The following is a 15,866-nucleotide window of genomic DNA, read 5'->3' on the forward strand; positions in this document are numbered from 1 at the left end:
GCCGCACCGTCACGGATGTCCGGGGGCCGCCGCGGGTGCCGGCGGCCCGGGACACCGCCCGGTCCTTCCGGTTCCGTGCCGCTCGGGCGTTCACCCTTCTGGGCCAACGTCCGGCGTCGGGCGTGTCGGGCGCCGGGCGTGTCCGGGCGCCGCAGGAGTACCCGCTCGCCGGTGTCCATGCCGGCGGCTCGTCCGCACGTCCCGGCCGACTTCGGGGCGGCCGGGACGTGGGCGGCGTCTGCCGCGCCGTTCCCGCGCTCTGCCACCCCGGTCGCCGGGCCCCGCCCAGGGCCGTGGGCCGAGAACGCGAACCGGAGCCGAACCGCGGAAGCCGCGTGCGACGCGGCCGTTCGGGTCGGCTGGCAGCGCCTCGCCGTCCGGCTCTAGTATGGCGAGGCAGGTGTACGGGTTTGTCCGTCGCCGTTCAGGTGCGGGCATCCGACCGGGTCGCCCCGGTCGGATGCCCGGGCTGGAACCCCGGCCCGATTCCGGCGGGCCGGGGTTCTACGTCAGGCCGGTGACTCGGTCACCGGCCCTCGCGGTCTTCGAAGTGGTGGTGGATCACCCGGAAGCTGCCCACCACTCCGTTCTTGACCCACACGCCGCCCCTGACGTGTCCCGGGAACACCCCGTCGCTGGAGCTGTGCGGGCCGACGGTGGCGATGGGAGCACCGTTGTCGCAGGTGGCCCCGCGGAAGACCTCGACGGTCCGGCGGCTGTCGTTGCGGATGTTGAGACTCGTGGAGCCGAGGCCGCTGACCACGGTCATGCAGCCGCCCGGCTCGTCGGAGTACGTACGCTCGTTGATGTGGATGCGGCCCTCGTAGTGGTCACGGCCCTCGTCATAGCCACGGCGCTCGTAACCACGGCCCTCGTTGCCCCTGCCCTCGTTGCCCTTGCCCTCGTTGCCCTTGCCGGCGTCGCCGCCGTCGAGAGCCGAAACGGGAGCGGCCTGCTGGACGGCCGGGGCTGCCTGGACCGGCTCGGAGTTTGCGGCCGAGGCGTAGGTGATGCCGGTAGCGGCGAGGGCCGCAGCGGCCGCGACAGCGGCAGTAACGATGGTGGAACGGGTAACCATGTCGCTTCTCCTTCTCAGAGAGGTCGGCTGAGCAGTCGACCCGTGGATGAACGTACTGACGGTCCTCATACCTGTCATATCGGACACGTTGCAGGTCGCCACCGGGACACCGATCGAGGTACATAAAGTACGCCATATGCTATTTCCATATAATTAGATCAGCGGCCAATTACCCTGGACGGTAGGCGAATTGATGCGTTGTTAGCCTGTCCAGGGGACTTTCTGATGCCCACTCACCCTGGCAGCTGCGTGTCCCCTCTTGACACGAATCCGGGCAACGGCCGCAGGCCGTGGACGCCGGTCGTCCACGGCCTGTGCGGCGTACGCACGCGGGGCCTGCCGGTCCGTCAGCCGTCCAGCCAGCGCCTGAGATCCTCGGTGTGCTGGCCCAGGCGCGGCGGCCGCCGCTCGTACCGCGGCGGGGTGCGGGACAGCCCGATGGGGTTGGCCACCAGGCGCATGGGGTCGCCGGGGTCCGCGTCCGCCGGTGTGACCTGCGGGGACAGACCCAGGCGTTCGGCGAGGCCGAAGGCGCCCGCGAGGTCGTTGACCGGACCGCAGGGCACACCGAGCGGGGTGAGCAGGTCGAACCACTCGGCGGCGGTCCGCAGCACGAGCCGCGCGGAGATCTCCTCTGCCAGCGCGTCGACGTGCGCGACCCGGTCCGCGTTCGAGGCGAACCTGGGGTCGGTGGCGAGCGGCTCGGCGCCCAGGCCCCGGCACAGGGCGAGGAACTGACGGTCGTTGCCGACGGCGACCACCAGCGGCCGGTCCGCCGCCCGGTACACCTCGTACGGGGCGATGGACGGGTGCCGGTTGCCGAGGAGGCCGGGCACCCGCCCGGCCAGGGTGTAGCCGCCCGCCTGGTTCACCATGCTCGACAGCAGCGAGGACAGCAGGCTGACTTCGACGTGCTGGCCCTCGCCGGTCGCGTCGCGATGCCGCAGCGCCGCGAGGACGCCCACGGCGGCGTGCAGCCCGGTGAGCACGTCCACGAGTGCCACGCCCGTCTTGACCGGCTGCCCCGGTGCGGACCCGGTGACGCTCATCAGCCCGCCGACCGCCTGCAGGAGCAGGTCGTAGCCGGGCAGTGCGGCCCCTTCACCGGCTCCGAATCCGGTGACCGAGCAGTAGACGACGCCGGGGTTGAGCGCGTGGGCCTCCTCGTAGGAGAGCCCGTACTTGTGCATCGTGCCGGGGCGGAAGTTCTCGACGAGCACATCGGCGCGGCGCACCAGTTCACGGGCGTACCGGCGTCCTTCCGCCGTGCCGAGATCGAGGGTGAGGGACCGTTTGTTGCGGTTCACGGAGAGGAAGTAGGTGGATTCGCCATGGGCGTGCGGCGGGCCCCAGGCCCGGGTGTCGTCACCGGAGCCCGGACGCTCCACCTTGATGACGTCGGCGCCCAGGTCCGCGAGGAGCATCGTGGCGTACGGGGCGGCCAGCACGCGCCCGAAGTCGGCGACCACCACACCCGACAGGGGGCCGGGGGCGGCGGCGCTCATCGGCTCGCCGTCCGCGAGCCGCGTGCGTGCACCGGTGCCGTGGCGGCGGAGAAGTCCCGTGCGGCGCGGCCCCGTTCGCGCGCGCCGAAGCCGCCGTGCCGTGGTCCGCCGCCGAAGGGCCCCTGCGGATCGGCTGCGGCCGTCTCGGAGTCGAGGTGGGAAATGCCCGCGCCGGGGCACCGCGGGGCGGCCTCGACGGCCCGTGGGCCGCCCACGGGCATGACGGCCGGAAGCTCGGACTCGCTGTGGTCGACCGGGTCGGTCGCCGCGCCGTCGCTCCCGGCGCGGCGTGCCGCGACGACGGGCCCGGACCGCGCCTCGCGCCACAACGCGCCGTACGCGGTGGACAGTTCGACGGCGACGGGACGCCGTGGGGCGCCCGCGGCGCACGGCACGTCCGCGTACGGCAGGCCGCCCTCACGTACCTGTGCGCGCCCAAGCCCTGTGGCTGCGGAATCCACCGCGTGGGCGGTGGCGGGGGTGTGCTGCATGGGCCTCCCTCTCGATACGCGTCCTCGCACGAGGCGACGTGTCGCGCCGGGCCGGTGGCGACCCGGACCGCGAAGCCACATCCTGGTCGCACGGCACCCGTCACCGCAGTGGACGAGATGTACCAGTCGGCTGCCGGGCAGCACTCCAATCCGTCCACGTCCATGCCCTGTTTCCGCGCATGCTTCCGGACGGGACGGAATCGGCGTCCTCGTGCCGCGGGGCGGCGGCCCGGCGGGCGACCGGCATCAGCGGCGGCGGTGGGCCCGGCACCCTTGTGCGGCGCCGCCGCGCTCCCCCGCGGTCCGTTGCCCACCGCCGCCGGAGCCCGCGCACCGGCCTGCCGGGCACCCCGTGTCCGGGGACCCGGCAGGCCGGCGCCGGTCAGCTCCGTCGGCCCAGGTGCACCGTACGCGCCATGAGCAGGAAGACATCGGGGCGCAGGCGCAGTCCGGCCGGGTCCTCGGGGTCGACGAGCCGGTCCAGTACGGCGACGTCCTCGGCCGTGAGGGCCTCCTCGAACATCTCGCGGCGACGGGTGAACTCCGCGACGACGTAGTCGCGCGCCGGCTCGGAGAGCGGTGCCGGGAGGTCGAGCAGAAAGCTGCGGGTTCCCTGCGGGTCGAGCCCCGCCGCGGTGAACAGGGCGCTCCAGTCCTCGGTCTCCCGCTTGGCGCCGGGCAGCGACGCCCGCATGCCCTCGAACCATTCCGCGTTGATCGCGTCGAGCCTGGCCTCCAGCCCGGGCTGCCCCATGCCGATGTCGCGCGGGAGCCGGCGGGGCGGCAGTCCGCCCTCGACCAGGGCGACGGTCCCGCCGGGGCGCAGCAGGGCGGCGAACCCCGCGAGGACGGCGCGCTGGTCACCCATGTGATGCAGGGCGTTGCCCGCCCAGATCAGATCCGCCTCCCCCAACTCGTCGAGGTCGTCGGGGAGCTCGGCCCGCCGTGTCCGTACACGGTCGCCGAGACCGAGCCGCTGCGCTCGGGCCCGGGTGCGTTCCAGAAGGGCCGGGGTGCCGTCGACGGCGACCACTTCGGCCTCGGGGAACACCTCGGCGAGCAGGCAGGAGATCACGCCGGGGCCGCTGCCGATGTCGAGCACCCTGCGCACCCGCGGGGCGGTGGGCAGACCGGCGATCCAGTGGGCGGCCTCCTCGTACTGCGGGCGGCTGAGCTCGGCCTCCTGCTCCAGCTGCGGGCCCAGGACGTCCCAGTCCAAGTCCGTGGCGTGGTCGTGGTGGGTGTGAGTGTCGTTGTGCCGATGGCTGTGAGTGGTGCGGCGCTCATGGCTGTGATCGGATTCCTGGCTCATGGGGACAGCCTCACCACACTTCATCCCTCCGGCAAGCTTTGTTGCCGGTTCGGCAAGCCGCCGCTCCGGTACTCCTGGGGGCTGACGCCCCGGACGCGCTTGAAGGCGGTTGAGAACGCGAAGGACTGGCTGTAGCCGACCTTCCGTGCGACCGCTTCGACGGTGGCGTCCGTCTCCCGCAGCAGATCCGCGGCGACGGCGAGGCGACGGCCGGTCAGGTACGCCATCGGCGGCTCCCCCACCAGCTCCGTGAAGCGCCGGGCGAGCCCGGCCCGGGAGACCCCGGCGCGTGCGGCCAGAGCGGCGACCGTCCAGGGGTGTGCGGGGTCTCGTTGCATCAGTCGCATGGCCTGCCCGACGACCGGGTCGCCCATGGCCCGGTACCAGGCGGGGGCCTCGGCTCCGGGCCGGGCGAACCAGGTCCGCAACGCGGCGATCAGCAGCAGGTCGAGAAGCCGGTCCAGGACCACGCTCTGGCCGGGCTCGTCCTTGGAGATCTCCGCGTCGAGCAGCGCCGGCAGGGGGCTGCCCTGCTCCTCGGAGGGCAGATGGAGCAGCGGGGGCAGGGCGTCGAGCAGCCCGCGGCTGATCTCGCCGTCCAGCAGATAGGTGCCGATGAGCATGGTCGCCGCGCCGCTGGAGGCATTGCCCCAGGTGCGTACCCCCAGCTGCATGGAATCGGAGAGCGGCTCCCCGCGCAGGGTGGTGCAGGTGCCGCCGGGCCCGATCACGGCGTGCGGCGCGGTGCAGGGGGCGTCGGCGACGGTGTACGGCTCCGGGCCTCGGGCGATGGCGATGTCACCGGGCCGCAGCAGCACGGGGTCCGCGCCCGCGGCCGGGACGATCCAGGCTTGTCCGTCGGTCACCGACATCAGGCAGAGCGGGGCCCGGTCCTCGATCCGTACGGACCACGGCGGCTCCATCACCATCCGCAGGAGGAAGGCGCCCCTGGCCCTCGGCCCGTCCAGGAGTCCGGCAAGTGCGTCCATGACCGGCAGCGTAGACGCACGCGTATGGAGCTGAGCGTTTCGGGGATGTCATCGACGGCCCCGCCGGACGAGCCTTGAGCCATGACACAGAACACGGAGAACGGGCAGCGGGGCACGGTGCTGGTGACGAGTGGTACGGGAAAGACGGGCCGCCGGGTCGTGGAGCGGCTGGCCGCTCGCGGGGTGCCGGTGCGGGCCGGGTCGCGCGGCGGCGAGGTCGGCTTCGACTGGGCGGACCCGTCGAGCTGGGCACCGGCGCTGCGGGGCGCGGAAGCGTCGTATGTGACGTACTACCCGGATCTGGCGGCGCCCGGAGCGCCGGAGGCGATGAGGGCCTTCGGGCAGATAGCGGTGGAGAGCGGGGTGCGGCGGCTGGTGCTGCTGTCCGGGCGGGGCGAGCCGCAGGCGGTGGTGGCGGAGGAGAGCCTGCGCGGGGCGGCTGCGGGGGCGGCGCTCACCGTCGTACGGTCGGCGTTCTTCGCGCAGAACTTCAGCGAGGGCGCGATGCTGGACGGGGTGCTCGGCGGTGAGGTGGTGTTCCCGGCGGGCGGTACCGCGGAACCCTTCGTGGACCTCGACGATCTCGCGGACGTGGTGGTGGCCGCGCTCACCGAGGACGGCCACGCGGGTGCGGTGCACGAGCTGACCGGGCCGCGGCTCGTGACGTTCGGCGAGGCGGTGTCGGAGATCGGGCGGGCCACGGGGCGCGCGGTGCGGTATCTGCCGGTGTCCGGGCCGCAGTACGCGCGCATGCTGGAGGGGTACGGCGTGCCGGGGCCCGAAGCCGGGTTCCTGGCCGACCTGTTCACGACGCTGCTCGACGGGCACAACGCGACGGTGACCGGGGACGTGAAGCGGGTCCTGGGGCGCGATCCGAAGGACTTCGGAGCGTTCGCCCGCGCGGCGGCGGGGGCGGGGGCCTGGCCCGGGAAGTGAGCCTCCCCTCGCGGCACGGTCCCGGAGGGGAGGCTTCCCCACCACGTCGGGGCCCGCCCCCGAGCCGTACCCGACGGCCGGACCGGAGGGGTCTGACGGACCGGCTCCGAGGCGGGGGCGAACGCCTCGTCGATGCCGCTGCCCACGTCGAGGGCAGCGGCATCGACGGCGGTGGTGCCGAACGCGGCGCCGGGACCCGGCACCCGTACCGCCTCGGACACCGCGGCCCACACGCCCCTCCCTCGGCATCCGGCCGGCCCCGGGACAGACAGCCCTCCGCCGATGGGACACCCGCATATTGCCGGTAGGCCGCCGGGCCCATAACTTGCGTTTATGGAGCTGGAGTTGCGCCATCTGCGGACCGTACGTGCCATCGCCGACACCGGGAGCCTGACCAAGGCCGCCGCGGCTCTCGGGCTCGCCCAGCCCGCGCTGAGCGCGCAACTGCGACGGATCGAGAAGGCGCTCGGCGGCCCGCTCTTCGAGCGGGACCACACCGGCGCCCGGCCCACGCTCCTCGGTGAGCTGGTACTCGAACGGGCCCGCGTGGTCCTGCCCGCCGTGAGCGAGCTCCAGGAGGAGGCGGTGCGGTTCGCCAACGCCAGGGGCACGATGGAGCGCTTCCGGCTGGGCGGTACGCACGGCCCGCTGCTGGGCGGTCTCGTCGACCGCCTGGTCAGCGCGCACCCGACCGCGCCCGTGTCGACGTACACCTCCTGGTCGGTCGCCGAGATCGCCTCCCAACTCGTGGACGGGAGACTCGATTTCGCGCTCATCGGGGCCTGCGGGGAGAGCCCTCCGCCCGCGAACGACCGGCTGACGTGGCAGGTGATCGGGGTCGACCCGGTCTTCGTGATGCTCCCGGACTCCCACCCGCTCGCCGGTCGCCGGGAGCTGGATCTCGCCGGGCTGGCGGACGAGTGCTGGGCGGACGTGCCGGGCGACGGCTGCTTCGCGGACTGTTTCGTCGGCGCCTGCGCACGGGCCGGGTTCAGCCCCGTCTCGGTGTACGAGACGGACACGGCGTCCGTCGTCCATCTGGTCCAGGTCGGCCGGGCGGTCGGGTTGTGCCGGGCGACCTTCCCGCCGACGCCGGGGCTGGTGACACGCCCGCTCGCCGGTTCGCCGCTGAGCTGGCGCCATCTGCTGGGCTGGCACCCCCGCTCGGCGGCGGCGGCCTCGGCGTCCGGAGCCGTGAGCGGGCACACCCGGGCGGCGTACGCGGAGGCGGTGGAGCGCAGCGAGAGCTATACGGGATGGCTCGCCGCGCATCCCCGCTTCGGCCCGGCCATGTGACATGTCACCGCGCTTCGGCGGCGTGCCCGCCCGACCGCCTCACGCCGTGTCCGGGCGCGATCGCCACCACCCGCGCGGCCAGGTTCAGGTCGTTCTCGGTGACCACACCACCCGCGTCATGGGTGTTCACGGACAGGGTCACCGTGTTGTACCCGAGGGTCAGATCGGAGTGGTGGTTCAGTTCGTCCTGGATCTGGGCGACGTGCACGGTCAGCCCGAGGGCGGCGAAATGCGTGTGGAGCCGGTAGGTGCAGGTGATCCGGTCCCCCTCCAGCGACCAGCCGGGCAGGTCGCTCAGACGGTCCTCGATCTCCTTCTGCGACAATGGTGCGGCGGGCATGGTGCGACTCCCTCACGAGCGATCGGTTCCGGTCGACGGTGCCGGTGACGTTACGGTCTGGGTATGACAACTGTCGCGCTTGACACGGGGGTAGGGCCGCTGCTGCGCAGCTGGCGGGAGCAGCGTCGGATCAGCCAGCTGGAGCTGGCCATCCGCGCCGATTCCTCGGCCCGGCACATTTCCTTCATCGAGACCGGCCGCTCCCGGCCCAGCGAGGACATGATCCTGCGGCTGGCCGAGCACCTCGACGTCCCGGTCAGGGAACGCAACGCCCTGCTGGTGGTGGCCGGTTACGCGCCCCGGTACGCGCAGACCGCGCTCGACGACCCGGCGCTGGGGGCGCTGCGCGAGGGGATGGAGCGCCTGCTCCAGGGGTACGACCCGTACCCGGCGCTCGTCGTCGACGGCATGTACAACGTGGTGGCGGCCAATCAGGGGATCACGATGCTGCTGGAGGGCGTGGCCGGGCATCTGCTGGCTCCGCCGCTCAACGCCATGCGGCTCACCCTCCATCCGGAGGGCCTGGCTCCGCGCATCCGCAATCTCCGGGACTGGCGGGCCGATCTGCTGGCTCAGATGGAGCGCCAGATCGCCCTGGCCCGGTCGGCGGAGCTGCGTGAGCTGTACGAGGAGGTCGCGGGCTACCCCGCGCCGGCAGGTGCGGACGGAGCCGGGAACACCGGGCCGACCGGGGTTGGTGACGGGACGGCCGGGAACGGTGAGGGGGCGGCCGGGGGGACCGGCCCCGCCTCGTCGCTGCCCTTCGCGTTGCCGTTGCACATCGAGCACGGCGGCCGGGTGCTCTCGTTCGTCTCCTCCATCGCCACGTTCAATACGCCGATGGACGTGACGGTGGCGGAGCTGGCCATCGAGACGTTCCTGCCCGCCGACCGGGCCACCGCCGACCATCTGCGGTCCCTCACTTCCTGACGACCGGGCGGACCCAGGGTGCGTCGGCACGTGCCAGGACGATCGCGGCCGCGGTCACGGCGGCCAGGATCGCCAGGGCGAGCAGCAGGGGCAGCCTCGGGTGCCCGTGCAGCACGGCCACGGCTCCGACGAGCGCGCCGGTCATCATGACCGCGGCCGAGAGCACGCGCCGTCCGGCCTTGCTGCCGCCTCCGCCCGCGAAGCGGCTGTCGGAGAGGATGCCGGTGATGGTGAGGGTCAGCACGGTGGTGGTGAGGTCGGGGACCGCCAGCGCCCGGGACACGGCGTTCTGCACCCCGAGGCCGAGTCCGAGCAGTGCGACGAGCGCGAAGCGGGCCCCGCCGGCGTAGGGGTGCCCGGACGCCGAGACGACGATCAGCGCGGCCAGGACGCAGGCGGTTTCGACGAGGAGCGCGTACATGAGCATCCGGCCGCGGTGCGTCGCGGCACGGTGCACGATCAGGCCGCCGAGCAGCGCCCCCGCCGCGAACGCGGCGAGCGCGACGAGCGAGGCGACGAGCGAGAAGCCGGGGGCTCCGGCGATCGCGAAGCCCGAGAAGACCACATTGCCGGTCATGTTCGCGACGAAGACCTTGCCGAGTTCCAGATAGCTGACCGCGTCGACCAGCCCGGTGACGACGGTCAGGGCGAGCATCAGGGGCGGCAGCGGTCCATGGCGGTCCTTCATGTCCGGTACGACGGTGGACCACGCCTCACGCAGCATGACGGGCACGGACACGGGCATGGACACGGGCACGCTCCGATCACGGGTGGGTGGTCGGAATTGTGCCGCCCCGGGCGCACGGAACGCCACGACCGACGCATGTCGCCCCGCCCCGGAGGACGGCCCGGCTTTCAGGGCGGGACGGCATGCCTGCCGGAGGGGCTACACGCGCGCTCCGTTGTCGAGTGGATCCCGGCGCGCGCCCCGGGTACCGGACCGGCGTCCGGGAGCACGTCTGCGGGCCGGCGGCGGGGCCTTGCTGTTCCGTTCCAGGATGAGCGCGGCCGGTACGGCGGTGAGCACCGAGGAATACGTGCCGACGCAGATGCCGATCAGCAGGGCGAGCGCGAAGTCCGCGAGGGAGTCGCCGCCCAGCACGGCGAGTGCGGTCAGGATGAAGAGGGCGCCCATTCCGGTGTTGACCGTTCTCGGGACGGTCTGGAGCACGGCCCGGTTGGCAACCGTACCGAGGGGGACACGACGGGCCTTCGCCCACAGTTCCCGTACCCGGTCGAAGACCACCACCGAATCGTTGACGGAGTATCCGATGACGGTGAGGAGCGCGGCCAGGAAGATGCCGTCGACGGTGCGTCCGAGCCAGGCGAAGGCACCCACCAGGATGATGACGTCGTGGACCAGCGCCCCGACCGAGGCCACGGCGAACGTCCAGCGGAACCTGATCGCCAGATACGCCAGCTGCACGAGGACGGCGATGCCGAGCGCGATCAGCGCGTTGCGCCGGAGTTCGTCGCCGAGGCTGGGTCCGATGAGTTCGTCACGGACCTTGGTGGTTTCACCGCCCTCCGCCGCGAGGGCGGCGCGCAGGGCGTGTTCGCCGTCGTTGTCGAGCTTCCCGGTCCGTACGGAGAGGTCGCCCGCGCCCGCCGTGGTGACCTCGGCGTCGTGGAAGCCCGCGTCGGCCAGGGCGGTGCGGGCCCGCTCCACGTCGACGGGCCGGCTGGTCGCGTACTCGACGAGCCGGCCGCCGGTGAATTCGACGCCCAGGTTGACACCGCGTACGGCGATACCGAGGACGGCGACGGCGATCAGCGCCGTGGAGACCAGCAGCCAGCGGCGCGGGAAGCGCATCAGCTGGGGATCCCGGCGGGTCAGCCAGGTGCGTACCCGGCCGGGGCCGGCGATGCCGTTGACGCCCCGGTAGTCGCTGACGAACCGGGAGCGCGCGGCGATCTCGGTGAGCGCGCGGGCGATGACGAGTGCGGAGAACATCGAGGCGATCACACCGATGGCGAGGGTGACACCGAAGCCCTTCACCGGTCCGGAGCCGAGGAAGAAGAGCAGCCCGGCCGCGATCAGCGTCGTGACGTTGGAGTCGGCGACGGCACTCCAGGCGCCGCGGAATCCGGCGGTCAGCGAGGAGCTCAGCGAGCGCCCCGGATGCTGTGCGTGTTCCTCTCTGGCCCGTTCGAAGACCAGCACGTTGGCGTCGACCGCCATCCCGATGGCCAGGACGAACCCGGCGAGGCCGGGCAGGGTGAGGGTGACACCGAGGGCGACCAGCGCCGCGTAGGAGATCAGTCCGTAGGCGGCGAGCGCGACGGCGGCGAGCGCGCCGAAGAGCCGGTAGACGACGGTGATGAAGAGTGCGGTGGCCGCGGCGCCGATGAGCGCGGCCCGGGCACTGGCGTCGATGGCGGCGGCACCGAGCGTCGGGCCGACGGTCCGCTGCTCGACGATCTCGACGGGGAGCGGCAGGGCGCCTCCCTTGATGAGCAGAGCCAGTTCGCGGGCCTCGTCGGCGCTGAAGGAGCCGGTGATCTGGGTGGAGCCGGACGGCAGACCGGCGTTGCAGCCGACCGAGGGGGAGACCTGCGGCGAGGAGATGATCTGCCGGTCGAGGACGATGGCGACGCGGCGCCGGTCGTCCTGGACCGGGTGGCAGGCCGCTTCGCCGGTCAGCCGGGTCCAGTCCCGGCCCGCCTTCTTGTGGAAGTCGAGGGACACGGTCCAGCCGGCGCCCTGCTGGGCGTCGAACGCGGCGGTGGCGTCCTTGACGCCGCCGCCGGAGAGCCGGGCCGGTCCGAGGTCGAGGGAACGGCCCTGTTCGTCGGGGAGCGTCGGCCCGCCTCCGGGCCCGTCGTCCGCCTCGCGGTCCGCCGTGTCGTCGCTCCGCTCGCCGGAGCCCTGGACGGCGTGGAAGCTGAGCTGGGCGGTTCTGCCGATGACTTCGGCCGCCTTGCGCGGGTCCTGGACATCGGGGAGTTCGACGATGATCCGGTCCTCGCCGGAGCGCGTCAGGGTGGGTTCGGCGACGCCGAGGGAGTCGATGCGCTGACGGAGCACCTCAAGGGTGCGGTCGGTGCTCTCCCGGTCCGCCTTCGCGGTGTCGGAGTCCTTGGCCTGGAGCACCAGTCTGGTGCCGCCCTGAAGGTCGAGGCCGAGTCTGGGTGACATGGTCAGCGTGATGAGCACGGAGACGAGCAGGACGGCCGCAGCCAGAACCGCTCGCACCGTGGTGGCGCGAGTCATGGGTTTCCTCCGAGGGGGCGCCGGGCGCCCTCATCTCGGCGAGGACGGCACGGCGTGTCTGTGGGACGGGACCGGTGGCAGGACCGGTGGCCGGTGAACGGCCGTCCCCGGAGGCCCGCGTACGCCGGGGAGGGCGACGCGGAAACGGCCGGCGCCACGAGAGGGCGCGGAAGGGGCGCGCCGGTGGGCGTGGTGCGGTACGCCGATGCCGGGTGCGCCGGGCAGCAGGAAGCAGTGGCCGGGCGGCGGGAGATGATGCGCGGTACGGGCGTGGTCGGCACCGGCCCTGGTCCGGGGTGCGGACGGCGGCTGCGGTCGGCTGCGGTCGGTCGCCGTGGCCGTACGGGTGCGACGGGTGTCGTGGACGCTGCCGGTGCGGGCGGTCCGGTCGGTGTGCGGGGTGGGCTGATGGGCGCCGGGTGAGTACGCGGCGGAGGGCGGCACACCCGCGAACGGCCGCGCGGGGAGTACGGATCCGGCGGCTGCGGGGGCGCCGACGACGACGGTGAGCACGGCGAGGAGGACGGCGACGAAGAGCTGCCGGGCCGCGTGCGCGCGGCCGCGGTGTGCCGGGGTGCCCGGCCGTGCCCTCGGGGGCGCGTTCCCCGGGGGCGGCCCCGGGAGAGGGGTCACCGCCGTCGGCCGGGCCGGACCGGTGCCGCACCGGCGGTGCTCACCGGGGCCGGTGCCGCGTCGGCCCGGCGGAGCACGGAGCCGAGGATCAGCCCGGCGCCGCGTACGACCGTCGTCGCCGGGTCGTCCGCGAGGCGTACCGGCACGCCGAGCCGGACCGCGATCCGATCGGTGATGTCGGGGCGGGCGGCGCCGCCCCCGGCGAGCAGTGGGCCCTTGCGCAGGGCCCCCAGGACGGCGCCGTGCCGGTCCTGCTTCCACATCTCCATGACCATGTCCAGGACGGTGCGGACCACGGCGGTGGGCGACTCGGAGGGGCCGAGGTCGTTCAGTCCCGTCTCGGCCTGACGGGCGTCCCGTACCAGCCCGTCGACGAGGAGGGTCGCCTCGGTCAGCTCGGCACCGATGTCGACGACGAGCAGCGGGCCGCCGTCCCGCGGCCCGGCGCATGCGGCGGCGGCCCGCGCGCTGTCCAGCGCGATGATGCTCACCGGCCCGAGCGCGGCAACGAGTTCTCTTGCCGCGGCTCGGTGCTCGCTCCCGGCGAGGACGGGGTGGCTGAGGACGATCACGGTGTCGGTGCGGTCCGCGCCCAGGGCCGTATCGGCGATGCGGCCGAGCATCCGGCCGCAGGACACGGGGTCGACGATGCGCCCCCGCCTGACCGGGCGGCCCTGCCCCGCCTCGGCACCGGATTCGCCGCATGCCCCGGTGTCGGCGATGACGCCGTGCCCCGGCAACCAGGCGCGGGTCCGGGAGCTGCCGAGGTCGAGGGCGAGGCCCCGGTACCCCCGGTGGGCGGGCCGGCCGAGTCGCGGTCCGTCGTGCAGCGAACGCATCCGTCCCTCCCCCGGCCGGACAGCGCGGCCGTTCTTCCACCCATGAACCCGCTGATAGCGAGGCATGGCCGAGCCCTCACTATGCAATAGGGAGGCAAAGAAAGCCACTCCCAGGCAAAATCCAAGGGCGCGGGCGCCGCGAGGCCCCGCCGTGCCTCATACCTCCGACGGCAGGAATCCGGCGAGCAGTTCGGCGAACTCGTCCGGTGCGGCGATCCGGATGCCGAGGTCCTCCGCCTTGGTGCGCTTGGACCCGGCCTTCTCCCCGGCGACCAGGAGCGTGGTGCGCTTGGAGACACTGGACGAGGACTTCCCGCCGGCCCGCTCGATCAGTTCGTTCATCTGATTCCGGGAGAGCTTCTCCAGTACGCCGGTCATCGCGCCCGTGACCACCACGGTCATCCCATCCAGTGGGAGCCCGGTGGTCCCGTCCCCGTCGGTGGCGGCAGCCGCTTCCGTGCCTTCCTCGCCCGGCTCGGGCGGCGGCGTCGCGCCGGGCTCCGTCATGTTGACCCCGGCGGCCACCAGCTTCTCGATCAGCGGGGCCAGCTCCACCAGCTCCGCTACGACGCCCGCCGCCTTCTCCTTGCCGATGCCGTCGACCCGCTGGAGCGCCTCGGCGTCGGCGGCCCTGATCCGGTCCATGTCCGCGAAGTACCGGGCGATACGCCGGGACATGGAGCGCCCGGTGCCGCGCACTCCGAGGGCGCAGAAGACCCGGGAGAGCGGCTGGGTCCGTGCCGCTTCGATGGCGGCCAGGAGGTTGTCGGTGCTGGTCTCGCCCATCCGCTCCAGGCCGAGCAGCTGCTCCCGGCCGAGGGTGAAGAGGTCGGCGAAGTCGGCCACCAGGCCGGCGTCGACGAGCTGGACGACCCGGGTGGCGCCGAGGCCCTCGATGTCGAGCTGGTCGCGGCCCGCCGCGTACGAGATGGAGGCGACGAGACGGCAGTCGCGGCCCCGGACACAGCGCCAGCGCTGCTCGCTGGTGTCGATCTCGGAGCCGCACTGCGGGCACGCCTCGGGGAAGACGACGGGCTGCTCGTCACCGGTCCGCAGATGGGCGACGGGTGCCTCGATGCGGGGGATGATGTCACCCGCCTTGTAGACCATCACCCGGTCGCCCAGGCGCAGATCACGGCGGGTGATGTCGGCCGGGTTGTGCAGCGTGGCGTAGCTGACGGTCGAGCCGTCGATCTCGACCGGTTCGAGGACGGCGCGCGGCGCGATGATGCCGGTCCTGCCGACGTTCCATTCGACGCCGAGGAGCCGGGTGACCTTCTCGACAGCCGGGAGCTTGTAGGCGATGGCCCAGCGCGGTGCCCTGGTCCCGGAACCGGCCTCGCGCTGGTCGGCCGCGAGGTCGGCCTTGATCACGATGCCGTCGATGCCGAACGCCAGCGAGGCGCGCAGGGCGGCTATTTCCCCGACCCGGCTCTGCACCTCCTCGACGGTGCCGACGGTGCGCGGTGCCACGTCCGTGTCCGCGGCGGTGTGCACGCCGAGCCCGGCGACGTACTCCAGGACCTCGCTGTGCGGGAGCTCGGCGAGGGCGTCGGTCAGCTCCGCGGAGTCGGGCAGCGGCAGGGCACCGTAGGCGAAGAAGGTCATCTCCACCGTGTACGCGCGGTCCTTGGCCCGGAGTGTGCCCGCCGCGCCGTTCCTCGGGTTGGCGAAGGGGGCGCCGCCGTGCTCGGTGCGCACGGTGTTGGCCTGCTCGAACTGTTCATTCGTCATGAGGATCTCGCCGCGGATCTCGATCGTCACCGGCTCGGCGAGCTGCTCGGGGAGGCCGGCCACGGTGCCGACCGCATGCGAGACGTCCTCGCCGGCGGTGCCGTCGCCCCGGGTGATCAGCTGCTCCAGGCGGCCCGCACGGTAGCGGGCGGCGACGGCCAGGCCGTCGAGCTTCGGCTCCACGCTCCACGCGGCGACGGGCCTGGCGATCCGGCGTTCCAGCGATGCCGTCCAGGTGGCGAACTGCTCGGCCGAGAAGACGTTGTCCAGGGACAGCATCGGCACCGTGTGCGGCACGTCCCCGCTCGCGGCGCCGCCCGCCACCTTGCCGGTCGGGGACGTCTCCAGCACCTCCTGCGGGTGCTCCCGCTCGTATGCGGCGATCCCGCGCACCAGCCGGTCGTACGCGTCGTCGTCGAGCGTGCTCTCACCCGTGGCGTAGTACGCGGCGGCGGCCTGCGACGCTTCTTCGACCGCGGCGGCGTAGGCGGCGGCATCGGCGAGCACAACAGCTGAGTTCGTCATGGCCCCCATCCTGCCGCCCACCACTGACAACGCCCTCCCAGCAG

Annotated in this window: 14 protein-coding genes; 3 read left to right on the plus strand and 11 right to left on the minus strand. The window is 73.1% G+C overall.

Going from position 1 to position 15,866, the window contains the following annotated elements:
- Positions 1-526: 526 nt before the first annotated feature.
- From ACIOMQ_RS23850 to ACIOMQ_RS23870, 5 genes are all read right to left on the minus strand, one after another.
- A complete protein-coding gene (locus tag ACIOMQ_RS23850) occupies positions 527-1,078 on the minus strand; it encodes a hypothetical protein (protein ID WP_362196637.1) in 552 nt (183 codons plus the stop codon).
- Positions 1,079-1,425: 347 nt separating this feature from the next.
- Positions 1,426-2,583, minus strand: a complete 1,158-nt coding sequence (locus ACIOMQ_RS23855) for a CaiB/BaiF CoA transferase family protein (protein WP_401756194.1) — start codon at positions 2,581-2,583, stop codon at positions 1,426-1,428.
- Positions 2,580-3,074, minus strand: coding sequence for a hypothetical protein (locus ACIOMQ_RS23860; protein WP_401265773.1), 495 nt, complete (start codon positions 3,072-3,074; stop codon positions 2,580-2,582). Before ACIOMQ_RS23860 ends, ACIOMQ_RS23855 begins: the two co-directional genes overlap by 4 nt.
- Before the next feature lie 382 nt (positions 3,075-3,456).
- Positions 3,457-4,386: a class I SAM-dependent methyltransferase gene (locus ACIOMQ_RS23865; protein WP_402190221.1), complete on the minus strand. Its 930-nt coding sequence runs from the start codon at positions 4,384-4,386 to the stop codon at positions 3,457-3,459.
- Between the two features lie 20 nt (positions 4,387-4,406).
- Positions 4,407-5,375 carry an AraC family transcriptional regulator gene (locus tag ACIOMQ_RS23870; RefSeq protein ID WP_362196649.1) on the minus strand — a complete coding sequence of 323 codons (969 nt, stop codon included), beginning with the start codon at positions 5,373-5,375 and terminating at the stop codon, positions 4,407-4,409.
- 81 nt (positions 5,376-5,456) lie between these two features.
- On the opposite strand from ACIOMQ_RS23870, the gene ACIOMQ_RS23875 reads away from it, so the two are divergent.
- Together ACIOMQ_RS23875 and ACIOMQ_RS23880 are read left to right on the plus strand one after the other, a co-directional pair.
- The gene (locus tag ACIOMQ_RS23875) at positions 5,457-6,311 is read left to right on the plus strand and encodes an NmrA family transcriptional regulator (RefSeq protein WP_401941802.1); all 855 of its coding nucleotides are present in this window, start codon (positions 5,457-5,459) and stop codon (positions 6,309-6,311) included.
- A gap of 333 nt (positions 6,312-6,644) precedes the next feature.
- Positions 6,645-7,607 carry a LysR family transcriptional regulator gene (locus ACIOMQ_RS23880; protein WP_362196658.1) on the plus strand — a complete coding sequence of 321 codons (963 nt, stop codon included), beginning with the start codon at positions 6,645-6,647 and terminating at the stop codon, positions 7,605-7,607.
- Positions 7,608-7,611: 4 nt separating this feature from the next.
- Here the strand turns inward: ACIOMQ_RS23880 and ACIOMQ_RS23885 are convergent, their stop codons facing one another.
- On the minus strand, positions 7,612-7,947 hold the full coding sequence (locus ACIOMQ_RS23885) for a 4a-hydroxytetrahydrobiopterin dehydratase (RefSeq protein ID WP_362196661.1): 336 nt from the start codon (positions 7,945-7,947) through the stop codon (positions 7,612-7,614).
- Between the two features lie 63 nt (positions 7,948-8,010).
- Here ACIOMQ_RS23885 and ACIOMQ_RS23890 point away from each other — a divergent pair, with 63 nt between their 5' ends.
- Complete coding sequence (locus ACIOMQ_RS23890; protein ID WP_362196664.1) at positions 8,011-8,877, plus strand: helix-turn-helix transcriptional regulator; 867 nt, start codon at positions 8,011-8,013, stop codon at positions 8,875-8,877.
- On the opposite strand, the gene ACIOMQ_RS23895 is transcribed toward ACIOMQ_RS23890, so the two are convergent.
- The 5 genes from ACIOMQ_RS23895 to ligA form a co-directional block, all read right to left on the minus strand.
- Positions 8,867-9,610 (minus strand): YoaK family protein, encoded by a 744-nt coding sequence (locus tag ACIOMQ_RS23895; RefSeq protein ID WP_401756407.1) that lies wholly within the window; start codon positions 9,608-9,610, stop codon positions 8,867-8,869. The two genes, ACIOMQ_RS23890 and ACIOMQ_RS23895, sit on opposite strands and share 11 nt — an antisense overlap.
- Positions 9,611-9,763: 153 nt before the next feature.
- Positions 9,764-12,091, minus strand: a complete 2,328-nt coding sequence (secD, locus tag ACIOMQ_RS23900) for a protein translocase subunit SecD (protein WP_362196667.1) — start codon at positions 12,089-12,091, stop codon at positions 9,764-9,766.
- 30 nt (positions 12,092-12,121) lie between these two features.
- Positions 12,122-12,724, minus strand: a complete 603-nt coding sequence (locus ACIOMQ_RS23905) for a hypothetical protein (protein ID WP_402190227.1) — start codon at positions 12,722-12,724, stop codon at positions 12,122-12,124.
- Positions 12,721-13,563, minus strand: a complete 843-nt coding sequence (locus tag ACIOMQ_RS23910) for a rod shape-determining protein MreC (RefSeq protein ID WP_362196673.1) — start codon at positions 13,561-13,563, stop codon at positions 12,721-12,723. The genes ACIOMQ_RS23905 and ACIOMQ_RS23910 overlap by 4 nt, the downstream gene beginning before the upstream one ends.
- Before the next feature lie 156 nt (positions 13,564-13,719).
- The gene (gene ligA / locus ACIOMQ_RS23915) at positions 13,720-15,831 is read right to left on the minus strand and encodes an NAD-dependent DNA ligase LigA (RefSeq protein WP_362196676.1); all 2,112 of its coding nucleotides are present in this window, start codon (positions 15,829-15,831) and stop codon (positions 13,720-13,722) included.
- Positions 15,832-15,866: the final 35 nt, after the last annotated feature.

Origin of the sequence: Streptomyces sp. NPDC087845 (genome assembly GCF_044742755.1) — a bacterium.
Lineage (GTDB): Bacteria > Actinomycetota > Actinomycetes > Streptomycetales > Streptomycetaceae > Streptomyces.

What these genes read in the sequence shown, in the direction of transcription:
- ACIOMQ_RS23850 (WP_362196637.1), bottom strand. Translation starts at nt 1,078, where the DNA reads ATGGTTACCCGTTCCACCATCGTTACTGCCGCTGTCGCGGCCGCTGCG.
- ACIOMQ_RS23855 (WP_401756194.1), bottom strand. Translation starts at nt 2,583, where the DNA reads ATGAGCGCCGCCGCCCCCGGCCCCCTGTCGGGTGTGGTGGTCGCCGAC.
- ACIOMQ_RS23860 (WP_401265773.1), bottom strand. Translation starts at nt 3,074, where the DNA reads ATGCAGCACACCCCCGCCACCGCCCACGCGGTGGATTCCGCAGCCACA.
- ACIOMQ_RS23865 (WP_402190221.1), bottom strand. Translation starts at nt 4,386, where the DNA reads ATGAGCCAGGAATCCGATCACAGCCATGAGCGCCGCACCACTCACAGC.
- ACIOMQ_RS23870 (WP_362196649.1), bottom strand. Translation starts at nt 5,375, where the DNA reads ATGGACGCACTTGCCGGACTCCTGGACGGGCCGAGGGCCAGGGGCGCC.
- ACIOMQ_RS23875 (WP_401941802.1), top strand. Translation starts at nt 5,457, where the DNA reads ATGACACAGAACACGGAGAACGGGCAGCGGGGCACGGTGCTGGTGACG.
- ACIOMQ_RS23880 (WP_362196658.1), top strand. Translation starts at nt 6,645, where the DNA reads ATGGAGCTGGAGTTGCGCCATCTGCGGACCGTACGTGCCATCGCCGAC.
- ACIOMQ_RS23885 (WP_362196661.1), bottom strand. Translation starts at nt 7,947, where the DNA reads ATGCCCGCCGCACCATTGTCGCAGAAGGAGATCGAGGACCGTCTGAGC.
- ACIOMQ_RS23890 (WP_362196664.1), top strand. Translation starts at nt 8,011, where the DNA reads ATGACAACTGTCGCGCTTGACACGGGGGTAGGGCCGCTGCTGCGCAGC.
- secD (WP_362196667.1), bottom strand. Translation starts at nt 12,091, where the DNA reads ATGACTCGCGCCACCACGGTGCGAGCGGTTCTGGCTGCGGCCGTCCTG.
- ACIOMQ_RS23910 (WP_362196673.1), bottom strand. Translation starts at nt 13,563, where the DNA reads ATGCGTTCGCTGCACGACGGACCGCGACTCGGCCGGCCCGCCCACCGG.
- ligA (WP_362196676.1), bottom strand. Translation starts at nt 15,831, where the DNA reads ATGGGGGCCATGACGAACTCAGCTGTTGTGCTCGCCGATGCCGCCGCC.